Below are 622 nucleotides of genomic sequence, written 5' to 3'. Positions count from 1 at the left end.
CAACGGCAGAACGCTGACGCGCTCACTGGCATAGGCATCTTCACAGGGCTGAAGATCGACGACCTGATCCAGATCGGGGTCGTAAACCACTACTGAAAAACCAGGCCGGGCGGCCCCTCGTTCACGGCGCAAAGCGCCCAGGCGTTTTTCGCTGGAAGGCAGGTGATTGCCGTCGACGACCCGCAGTTGCCAGCCAGGCAAAATGGCTGAGTGCCCCAGCTCTTTTATCGTCGGGGCCAAGCGCTCTGCGCTGCCGGTGACCAGGGCGCGCAGCAGCGCAGGTTCTGTGCGGCTGACCTTGTCATACAGCGCCGCCAAGCTGACGGGAAGATCCTCCATCTGCCGTGCAGCAGCATGTAGCGATGGTCGCAAGCCCAATGAAACAAGGGACATCAGTTCAACGATGGTTGAGAACAGAAGCTCACGCGGGTATTGCCGCTGACGATGTTCTTCGAACACCTGATCGACCCATGTGGCAGGAACAGCCTGCTCCAGTATCACTCTGGTCATGACACTGGCCGGTGTTTTTTTCTCAAACCGCGCTAGAACTTCTGCCCACATCGCTTTCGTCACCCTGACTGGAGTTTTGGGGGATTTTATCAAAGACCTTGAAAGGGCTGGC

Annotated in this window: 1 pseudogene; it reads right to left on the bottom strand. The window is 57.9% G+C overall.

The window, feature by feature from the left end:
* A pseudogene (locus ACM6IP_RS24020) lies at positions 1–510 on the bottom strand (IS4 family transposase); the annotation flags it as partial.
* Between the last annotated feature and the right edge of the window lie 112 nt (positions 511–622).

Source organism: Pseudomonas sp. IT-P176, assembly GCF_949767245.1.
Taxonomy (GTDB): Bacteria; Pseudomonadota; Gammaproteobacteria; order Pseudomonadales; family Pseudomonadaceae; genus Aquipseudomonas.
Note: the sequence above shows the minus strand (reverse complement) of the source record. Positions and strands in the feature narration are given on the sequence as shown.